Source organism: Mycobacterium sp. NGS50, from assembly GCF_059812545.1.
This window is the reverse complement of the sequence record NZ_JCALCW010000025.1, coordinates 65,780-77,021: the sequence shown is the minus strand read 5'-3', so window position 1 is coordinate 77,021 and position 11,242 is coordinate 65,780. Positions and strand designations below refer to the sequence as shown.

The window sequence follows — 11,242 nt, the reverse complement described above, 5'->3', positions numbered from 1 at the left end:
CTCTCGTTTAGGGCACCTTTGCGTCTGCTCGGCTACTCTGGCTCGGCTGGTGCGACGGGTTCTGGCTCGCTCGACGGTGTCTCATCACCGGACGCAGCATCCGCGACCGGCGCGGTGTCGGAATCCGGCAGCTGGTCGGCCAGGTACTCCGCGAGTCCGCCGATGGTCGGATAGTCGAACACCGCAGTGGCATTGATCGTGAACGCGCCACCGAACTGGCTGTGCAATCGGTTGCGGAGTTCGACCGCCATCAGCGAATCGGTGCCCAAGTCCAAGAACCGACTGGTCGCGGCGGGCGGTTGCGCCAGCCGCAAGAACCCCTGCACTTCGCGCTGCAGGAACTCGGTGATGAATCCGGCGCGCTGCGCGACCGGTATCTCCTGCAGTTGCCGCAGCAGCTCGCTGTCGCCGGTTGCCTCCCCGACGGCGCTGGGCAAGACGAGGTCCAGAATCGGCGGACGAGAACTCCCCAACACCTTCGCGGCTCGCTGCCAGTTCGCCTTGATCACCGTTGCCTGCGCGGTTCCGTTGGCAACGACTTCGGCGAGCGCGCCGAGCGCGGACGACGGCTCCAACGGAACAAGGCCCTGGGCACCGATATTGGCGCGTGCCGCCTCCGATGAGGCCATGCCCCCCTGGGCCCAGGGGCCGAAGTTGACGCCGGTTGCCGGCAGGCCCCGCGCCTGTCGCTGCGCGACCAGCCCGTCGAGCAGCGCATTGGCGGTTGAGTAGTTGGCCTGGCCGGGCGAACCGAGCAGGCTGGACACCGAGGAGGACACGATGAAGAAGTCGAGGTCGTCCGCTCTGGTCAACCGGTCCAAGTACATGGCGCCGAACGCCTTGGCTGCCAACGTCGCCCGGAATCGCTCCAGGTTCTGCTGTGACAGCAGCGCGTCATCGAGCACACCCGCCAGATGCGCCACGCCAGCCAGCGGAGACAACTCCGCGCGAATCCGCTCCAGCAACTGCGCCACCTCGGATTCCTCGCCGACATCGGCGGCGAAGGTGTGGATGCGGCACTTGTAGCGTTCGGTGATCTCCTCAATCGCGCGTTGTGCGTCGGCATCCGGCGTGCGACGGCTGGTCAAGACGATGTCCCCGGCGCCGAGTTGCGCCAGGTAGGACGCCATGTGCAACCCGATGGCACCGAGTCCGCCGGTGATGAGGTAACTCCGGTCACCACGCGGCGCAAGCGGATTGGGCATCTGGCACACGATCTTTCCGATGTGCCGCGCCTGCTGCATGCGGCGGAACGCCGTCTTCGCCTCGGTCAGCGGGTAGACCTCGGCGGGCAGCGGCGTCCACTCGCCCTTGGCCAACCCGTCCGACACTTCACCGAGCAGGGTGCGGATGCGCTCGGGCTCCTCGAACATCACCGTGTCCAACGCGACGATCTCGTAGGCGATGTCGGGTCGGGCCTCGGCCATCTGCGCGTGCGTCCAGATGTCGCGCTTGGCGATCTCGGCGAAACGCCCGTTGCGGGCAGTGGCCCGGACGGTCGCCTCGACAAATCCCTCGCTGGTCAGAGAGTTGAGTACCACGTCAACACCCGCGCCGCCGGTGTCCTCCAATATCTGGTCGGCGAAATCAGTGGTGCGCGAGTCGTACACATGCTTCACGCCCAGCTTGCGCAGTGTCGCCCGCTTGAAGGTGCTCGCCGTCGCGTACACCTCCGCACCGTGCTGTTGCGCCATCTGGACGGCGGCTAATCCGACACCGCCACTGGCGGCGTGGATGAGCACCTTGTCGCCGGGATTCAGCTTCGCCCAGTCGAACGAGAGCCGAACCGTGAGCGCCGCGGCCGGAATGGTCGCGGCGTCAACCGCGCTCACCCCATCTGGGATCGGCGCCAGGAACTGGGCCGGCACGTTGAACCGGCTGGCGAAAGCCCCCTGCATGGAGCCGTAGACCCGCTGACCGACCTCCAGTCCGGTCACGCCCTCGCCTACTTGGGTTACGGTGCCGGCGAAGTCGCCACCGACGGGCCCCGGGTCACCCGGGTAGAGGCCCAGGACGTTGAGCACATCCCGGAAGTTCAACCCGGCGGCCTCCACCCGAACCTGCACGTACCCCTCGTCCGGCGCCGACACTTCGGTCTCGGTGAGACGCAGGTTGTCGATGGCGCCGCGTTCGGTGGGGGCCAAGGCGTAATCCGCCGCGCGCGGCACCGCGAGATGCCCGCTGCGCGACCATTGCAGCAACCGGGAAGCCAGCAGTTTCCCTTGACGCACAGCGATTTCCGGCTCATCCAGCGGGGCTCCGAGAAGCGCGGTCAAAGCGTGAACGGCTTCGGGCGATCCGTCGTAATCGACCAGCTTGCAACGAAGTGCCGGTTCCTCGTTGACGATGGTTCGTCCGAGTCCCCACAGCGCGGCCTGGACCGGATCGACCGGCTCACCGGATTCGGTCGCCACCGCCCGTTCGGTGATGATCCAGAGACCACCGGGAAGCTTCACCGACCCATCGCCCTGCACGGTGTGCACCGCGCTGAGCAGGTTGGCGATCTCATTCTCCAGTCGCGCGGCAGATTCGGCGCTCGACTCCTCGGCACCCGGCTGCGTGCCGCGCCAGACAATGCCCGCGAACGGCATCCCGCGTTCGTGCGCCTGCGCGAGCAACTGCCCCAATGGCTCCGGATTCATCGCCGGGTCGATGGAGATGCAGCCGGGCAGCTCCGCGGCCAGTTCCTCGAATCCAGCGATCAGCCAGGTTTCGCTGACGTTTCCGGGCTGCTCACTCGAAGGCGGCGGCACCTCGTGCCAGCCGAGGCTGTACAGCAGCCGGGCGGCATCGCCGCCGAGCCCACGCAACAACGCCTCCCGGGGCGCGCGTTTGACCGTGAACTCGCGAATCCCACCCAGCATGCGGTTGTCTCGATCGACGAAGTCGAGGTCGAAGACCTGCGTTTCGGCGTCCAGGGCGCTGGTGTGCCACCTGGCACGGCAATAGAACCGTCGAGGCATCTTCTCCTGCAGGGCGACCTGTCCGTACCGCAGCGGCAGGAACAGGTCGTGCACGCCCTGCTCAGCCGCAAGAAGTGCGGGAAACGCCGGGAATGCGACGCCCGTGCACAGGTCGAGCAGCACCGGGTGCATCGGCTCGGTTCCGAGCTGTTCGGCCAGTTCCTCGCCGACGGTGATGTCCCCGATCGCCTCACCCTCGCCCAGCCAGAGCGACTTGAGCGACCCAGACCAGTTGGGTCCCCAGGACAGCTCCATGTCGGCGAAGGTCTCGAAAAGCTCCTGCGGACGCAAACGTTCCATGCGTTCGATGGCCACGTCGACGGGGTCGACCGGTTGAGAGGGCGCCACTTCGTCCGCCATGTCGGTGACGCCGGAGGCGACGGTGCCGTCGGCGTTCAACGACCATTCCGCATCGGAAACACCATATGGGCGGCTGTGCACCTGGAAGCCCCAGGCCTGCCCGCCGACCGCGCCCTCTTCGAGCGGGTGCAGCGTCAGCTGGACCTCTCGAGAGCTCTTCTCCGGCAGAATGATCGGCTCATAGAAGAACACGTCTTTCACCCGTGCCGGCGTTCCGACGGCTGCCAGCGCCATCGCGGCGTACGTCGCACCGGGCACCACAACGGTGCCGTAGATGACGTGGTCGGACAGCCACGGCTGCGATTTGACCGACAGCCTGCTGGTGTAGACCGAGTCCCCAGAAGCCAGATCCTTTGCACTGCCCAGGATCCCGGAGATCGAGGGACCGTCGATGGTGACACCAGACGTCTTGGGCCAGAAGCGGCGGCGCTGGAACGGATAGGTGGGCAGTTCCAGCCTGCGGCGCGGCTGCTGATGCACTACATCGAACTTGGGCCGATGGCCGCTGATGTAGACCGCGGCCAGCGCCTCGGCGATCTGGCGCCGGTCGCCGATCCCCTTGCGAAGGGACACGATCGCACGCGGCGCGGCCAGATGTTCGGGCCAGACCTGCACCGCGGTGCCGGTCAGAACCGGCTGCGGCCCGATCTCCATCAGCACCGAACATCCCAACGCCGCGACGGTGCGCACGCTTTCGGCGAACTGCACCGGCTGACGGGAATGCCGACGCCAGTACGGAGCGTCAAGTGGGGTGTCCGCCATCAGCACGGCGCCGGTTCGGTTGCAGACCAACGGCAACGTCGGCACCGCGAACTGCAACCCGGCAGCGTACGACTCGAATTCGCCGAGCACCGGCTCCAACAGCTCGGAGTGGAAGGCGTGACTCGTTTCCAGCCAGGTGCAGCGGATTCCGTCGTCACCGAAACTCGCGACGATCTGTTCCAGGTCTTCTCCCGGACCCGAGACGACGGTGTTGGGGCCGTTGTACGCAGCGACCGATACCCGAGGAAATTCGTTGGTCACCTCCTCGACGCGCTTGGCGTCGGTGAAGACCGCCACCATGCGCCCGCCCTCGGGCAGACTGCCGAACAGCCTGCCACGTTCGGCCATCAGCCGTGCCCCGTCCTCGAGGCTGAAAACTCCGGCCACACACGCCGCCGCGTACTGGCCCACACTGTGGCCCAGTACCACGTCCGGCTCGATGCCCCACGACTGCCACAGCCGCGCCAGTCCCATCTCGACGGCGAATAGGGCAGGCTGCGCGTACGAGGTGTGCCGCAGGGTGTCTGCGGTCTCAGCGCCGGGCGCCCGATTGGCGTCGAACAGCACCTCCAGCAGCGGTCGAGGCAGCATCGGATCGATCGCGTCCGCGCAACGCTTCACGGTATCGGCGAAAACCGGCTCAGCGTCGAATAGTTCGCGAGCCATCCCCGGGTACTGGCTACCCTGGCCGGTGAACAGCCACGCCGTCGTCGGCCGGTCGGTGCACTCGCCGCGTACCAAACCGGGACGCAGCCGGTTCTCGGCCAGCTCGGCCAGGCCCTCGACCGCGCTGTGGACCGAGTCCACGACCAACGCCGCCCGATGTTCGAAATGCGAACGCCCCACCCCGGCCGTGTGGCATACGTCGGCGATGTCCGCCTCCCGGTTGACGCTCAGCCACGACCCGTAACGCTGGGCCAGCGCCACCAGCGCCTCCGGTGATCGAGCCGAGAGCGCCAGTACGTTGACGCCGCCCGATTCACCCTCGGCATCCGAACCCGGCGCCGCCGCCGACGTTATGGGGTCATCGCCCTGGTCTTCCTCAACGGTCGCCGGCTGAGTCGGCGCCTCCTCGATCAGCACGTGGGCGTTGGTTCCGGTGAATCCGAAGGAGCTGACACCCGCGCGCCGCGGTCGGCCGTTGGCCTGCCAGGGAATGGACTCCTCCACCACCCGCACCGGCAACGAATCCCACGGAATGTGCGGCGAAGGCTTGTCAAAGTGCAGGCTCCGCGGCAGAACTCCATGCTGCAGCGACAACACGACCTTGATCAGGCCGGCCATCCCTGACGCCGACTCGAGGTGACCGATGTTGGACTTCACCGAGCCCATCAGCAACGGCCGGTTCCCGTCACGTCCGGCGCCGTAAACGGCCCCGGCGGCCTGCACCTCGATGGGATCGCCCAGCGGCGTGCCGGTCCCGTGCGCTTCGAGATAATCGACATCACCGCCAGACAGGCCGGCGCGAGTCAACGCCGCAGCAATAAGCCTTTGCTGCGCACCGCCATTGGGCACCGTCAAACCGCTGGATGCACCGTCTTGGTTGACCGCACTGCCCGGGATGACGGCGGCGACCCGGTCGCCGTCGCGGACCGCGTCACTCAGCCGCTTGAGCACCATGACCCCGGCGCCCTCGCTGCGTACGTAGCCGTCGGCAGAGGCGTCGAACGTCTTGCAACGCCCGACGGGGGAAAGCATCCGGGCGCGTGAAGCGGCGATCACAGTGACCGGACTCAGCAACACGTTCACACCGCCGGCGAGCGCCAAATCACAGTCGCCGGAATGCAATGCCTGGCAGGCCTGATGGACGGCCACCAACGACGAGCTGCAGGCGGTGTCGACCGCCACCGCCGGACCTTCAAGCCCGAGCGCAAAGGCAACCCGGCCCGAAATGGCGTTCAGTGCATTGCCGGTGATGAAGTAGGGCTCGATCTTGTCGACCGACTCAGCCGACAGCAGATGCGCGTATTCGTTGGCGGCTACCCCGACGAAGACACCGGTTCGACTGCCGCGCAGCGTAGCCGGGGCGTAGCCCGCCCGTTCCAGGCCTTCCCACACCGTTTCGAGCATCAGGCGCTGCTGCGGCTCGATCCACACGGCCTCGCGCGGGGAGATACCGAAGAACTCCGGATCGAATCCGTCGATTCCATCGAGGTATCCACCGAAACGGCTGTAGATCTTGCCCGGCGTCTCCGGGTCGGGATCGTAGAACTCGTCGATGTCGAATCGGTCCTCCGGGACTTCCCGGATCGCATCCACACCGCCGGCCAGCACCTCCCAGAAGGCTTCCGGATCGGGCGCACCGGGGAACCGGCAGGACACCGCAACGATCGCGATCGGCTCGTCGCTACGTACCGTCGCGGACGCCAGCTGCGGTCGTGACTTGGCCGATCCGGGCTCGCCGAGCTCGAGCACGTCGCTCAGCAGGTAATCCACCACGTCGGACAGTCGCGGGTGATCCATCGCCAGAGTCGCCGGTATCTCCTTACCCACGCCCTGCTCGATGCGGCGCCGCAGTTCGACCGCCATCAGCGAATCCATGCCGAGATCGAAGAATCCGGCGTCCTCGCGGATTTCAGCGGAATCCACCCGCGTTACCTCGGCTACCGCGTCGCGCAGGTACTCCGACAGAAGCTTCCGGCGCTGCTGCACCGGAGCGGTGGTGAGCCGCTCGACCAGCTCGGTCTTTCCGGATGCCGCGGATGCCGGAACCACGCCGGGCACTTCGCGCTCCAACTCCGCCAGGAACGCACGACGGCCCGCCTGCTGATAGAGCGGCAGGAACCGGGACCAATCGACCCGCGCCACGACTCCTTGCGCGGAGCCTTGGCCGGACGCGGTGATCAGATCGGCCATGCCCTCCAGGGCGTCGGCCGGCGACAACGCACGAATCCCGCGCTTACCCAGCTGGGCCCGCGCCTCCTCGTCGGCCATGCCGGTCGACCACGGCCCGTAGTTGACGCTGATTCCACGGACACCCTGCTCGCCCAGCCGCCAGGCCAAGCCGTCGAGAAAAGCGTTCGCCGCGCCATAGGCGGTCTGGCCGTAGCCGCCCCACACCGAGGCGATCGAAGAGGTGCTGACGAAGAAGTCCAACTCCAGGTCTGGAGACTCCAACGCCGCTTCACACAGATGCCAGGCGCCCCAGACCTTCCCGGCGAAAACACGATCCAACTCGGCGTCGTCGAGTTCACTCAGCGGAGTGGTGCCGATCTCGCCTGCGGCATGGAAGATCCCGGCCAACGGCGGAAGTTCGGCGTGCATGGTGGTCAACAGTCGCGCGACATCGCGTGCGTCGGCGACGTCGGCCGTGGCGACCTCGACTGCGCAGCCGTACTGCTCGCGCAGGGTATCGATCCGCCGCTGGGCGGCCTCGCTCGGCGGGCGCCGGCTGGTCAGCACCAGCTGCCGGGCGCCGTGTGCGGCGAGATATCCGGCGATTTCCAGGCCGATCGAACCCAGACCTCCGGTCACGAGATACGTTGCGTCACCGCGTAGTGCCAGCTGCGGTGTTCTCGACTGTCCGGCGCGTCTGACCAGCCGGGGGACATAGACCGCCTGATCACGCAGCGCGAGTTGATCTTCTCTGATCGCCGCCTCACCCGACGCTGCAATCTGATCGATCAATCGCAACCACTCGTCGGCGGTGCCGTGCGCCAGGTCCGCGAGGCCGCCCCACACCTGTGGATGCTCCAGGGCGGTGGCCCGACCGAATCCCCACAGACTGCTCTGATCCGGTGACACCGAGTCGACTTCGGTGACTCGCTGCGCGCCACGGGTGACCACCCATATCGGTCGTCGCAATTCAGCCGCGGCGGCAGCCCGGAAGAGCCGCCGCGTTCCGCCCAGAACCTGGTGCTGCATCCGCGCCAATGACCGCATCGACGCTCCGGTGTCGGAGTCCAGGGCGGCGACATGCAGGATGCGCAACGTCGGGTCGTCTTCCACTGCGGCACGCAGTGCCGCCTCGAGTTGCTGTTCCTCCGCGTCGGATCCGGGCAATCCGACCAGTCGGTGCTGTTGCCCGCGCACGTTCATCGCCTTCACCAGAGGCTGAACCGCACCCGCATCATCTCCGATGATCAGCCACGAAGAACCATCACCGACCGGCGCAGCGGCAGCTCGAGAGGCCGACTTTTCCCAATGGAACTCGTAGCGCGCGTCCGAGATCGACTGGGTCTTACGCTGCTGGTTGTGTTGGGACGCAAGCTTAGTCAGCACCTTCAGGGTCGCAGGATCTTCACTCGCGCCGTCGAGTAGCGACGCCAGCTCCTCCAGCCTGCCGTCCTCGAGCAAACGGACGGCTTCGGTGCTCGCGGCCATGTGTTGTTGTTGGTTCGGACGCTCTCGATTGTCCCGATACCAGTAGTGGCGATGCTCGAAGGGATAGGTGGGCAGGTCGAGCTTTCGTGCGTCCGCGGGGCCGGCGGCGTCGAATTCGGGCAGGTGTCCCAAAACGTAGGCGTCAGCGAGGGCTTCGGTGATCTGGCGGTGGTCGGCGGTGTTTCGACGCAGGGACGCGATCGCCCGCGGCGCACTGGTCGAGTCCGGCCACGCGCGCAGCGCTGCGGCGGTGAGCACGGGTTGTGGCCCGATCTCGAGCAAGACCTTGCAACCCAGATCAGCCAGGGTGCGCACGCTTTTGGCGAACTCCACCGGCTGGCGGGCATGACGACGCCAGTAGTTGCCGTCGAGCCTCACACTCCGGCCGATCGCGGACCCGGTGCGGTTGCACACTAGAATCCGTTGCGGCGCATTGTAATTGAACTTATCCGCGTACGACTCGAACTCGTCGAGGATCGGATCCAACAGCGCTGAGTGGAATGCGTGGCTGGTGTCCAGCCAATCGCACCGGACACCGTCGACCTGCAGCCGGGACACCGCCTCTTCCAGATCCTGCGCGGGCCCCGACAACACGGTGTTGGCACCGTTGTAGGCGGCAACAGCGAGCCGGGGAAACTCGTCGGTCAGGCTCTCGACGCGCTCGGCGGCCGCGAAGACGGCGACCATCCGCCCGCCCGCAGGCAAACTGCCGAAAAGGCGCCCGCGCTCTGCCATGAGCAGTGCGCCGTCCTCGATGCTGAACACTCCGGCGACGCAGGCCGCCGCGTACTGACCGACGCTGTGGCCAAGCACGACATCGGGTTCAAAACCCCACGACTGCCACAGACGGGCCAAGCCCATCTCCACCGCGAACAACGCCGGCTGGGCATAGGAGGTCTGCCGCAGCGTCTCCTCGCAGTTCGGACTGTCCACATCGAATATGACGTCCAGTAACGGTTTTTCGAGAACATCGGCTACCGCTGCCGCGCAACGGTTCAGTGTCTCGGCGAAAACCGGCTCGGTGTCGAACAGCTCCCGGGCCATGCCCGGATACTGACTGCCCTGTCCCGTGAACAGCCACGCTGTTTTCGGTTTGTCATCGGAAACTCCGCGCACCAGACCGGGTGCGGGGCGATCGTCGGCGAGCGCGCCAAGCAGCTCACTGGCAGATTCCTTCGAGTTGACCACCAACGCGGCCCGGTGCTCGAAGTGCGCCCGTCCGGCCCCCGCGGTAAAGCACACGTCGGCCAAGGTGGCCTGCGGGTGCGCGTTGAGCCAGGTCCGGTACTGATCAGCGACCTGCACCAATGCGGCCGGTGTCCGCGCCGAGAGCGGAAGAATGCTGAACCGACGATCCCCGGGCGACACGGCCGGATCGGTTCCCGCACCGACCGGACCGGTTTGAACTGGTGCTTCCTCGATGATGACGTGCGCGTTGGTGCCCGCAAACCCGAAGGAGCTGATTCCGGCAATACGAGGCCGACTGTTGCGTTCCCAGGGGGTGGCTTCCTGCACGACCTGCAACGCAAGCCGGTCCCACGGGATATGTGGTGACGGGTCGCGGAAGTGAAGGTGTTGCGGCAGCAACTCGTTCTCGAGCGACAGGATGACCTTGATGACGCCGGCGATGCCCGCGGCAGCCTCCAGGTGTCCGATATTCGTCTTGGCCGAGCCGATCAGCAGTGGTCGGCTCGCCTCACGGCCTTCGCCGAGCACCGCACCCGCGGCCTGAGCCTCGATCGGGTCGCCCAGCGATGTCCCGGTCCCATGTGCCTCCAGGTATCCGACGTCGCTGGGAGCGATACCGGACCGCTTCAGCGCGTCGGCGATAACTCGTTGTTGAGCAACGCCATTCGGCACGGTTAGCCCACCCGATGCGCCATCCTGGTTGATCGCGCTGCCGCGGATGACAGCACGAATCCGATCGCCGTCGCGGATCGCGTCCTCGAGTCGCTTGATGACGATGACGCCACAGCCCTCGCCGCGCACATAACCGTCTGCGGCCGCGTCGAATGTCTTGCACCGTCCGTCGGGCGCGAGCATGTGCGCGCTGGAAAACGTGATCATGGTCGCCGGGGTGAGGAGAACGTTCGCGCCGCCGGCCAACGCGAGGTCGCATTCCCCGAGGCGCAGCGCTTGGCAAGCCTGATGGATGGCCACCAACGAGGAACTGCACGCGGTATCGACGGCAACTGCCGGGCCCTGCAGCCCCAATCGATAACTGATCCGGCCCGCCGCCGCGGCATTGGACGTCCCGATTGCCATATAGGCTTCGATTTCGGGGTACGTCAGTTCGTCGGACGCCATCCCCAGGTAGTCGTGGGTGGCCAAACCGACGAATACGCCGGTGTTGGTGTTCGCCAAAGCCGTTGGCGCGGTGCCCGAATGCTCGACCGCGCGCCACGCCGTTTCCAGCAATAGCCGGTGCTGCGGGTCCAGCAACCTGGCCTCGCGGGTTGACATCCCGAAGAACGGCGCGTCGAAACCTGTTACGTCATCAACGAAACCTGCACGACGGGTGACGACTTTTCCCGGTACACCGGGCTCCGGGTCGAAGAACTCGTCGGCATCCCACCGGTCCTGCGGCACCTCCGATATTGCGTCCCGGCCCTGGCTCAACACCTGCCAGAATTCATCGGCATCCGCAGCCCCTGGAAAGCGCGCCGCGTAACCGACGATGGCGAAGCCTGGCGCCGGCTCCGTCAGATCCTCAAGGGATGCCATGTCGTTGTTCTCCCTACCTCGGCCGATCAAGATTCGCTCCCCGCGGGCCGCCCGGTTGCACTACAGAATCGCGGCCGCCAGCCAGTATTGCAAGGGTCGCACCGACGGCC

General features: G+C 66.5%; 1 protein-coding gene. It reads right to left on the bottom strand.

The genetic code is table 11. From position 1 onward, the window contains the following. Positions 1–32: 32 nt before the first annotated feature. On the bottom strand, positions 33–11,132 hold the full coding sequence (locus AC5Y36_RS17755) for a type I polyketide synthase (protein ID WP_500042246.1): 11,100 nt from the start codon (positions 11,130–11,132) through the stop codon (positions 33–35). Between the last annotated feature and the right edge of the window lie 110 nt (positions 11,133–11,242).

Coding starts and splice junctions, on each gene's coding strand:
- AC5Y36_RS17755 (WP_500042246.1), bottom strand. CDS start 11,132: ATGGCATCCCTTGAGGATCTGACGGAGCCGGCGCCAGGCTTCGCCATC.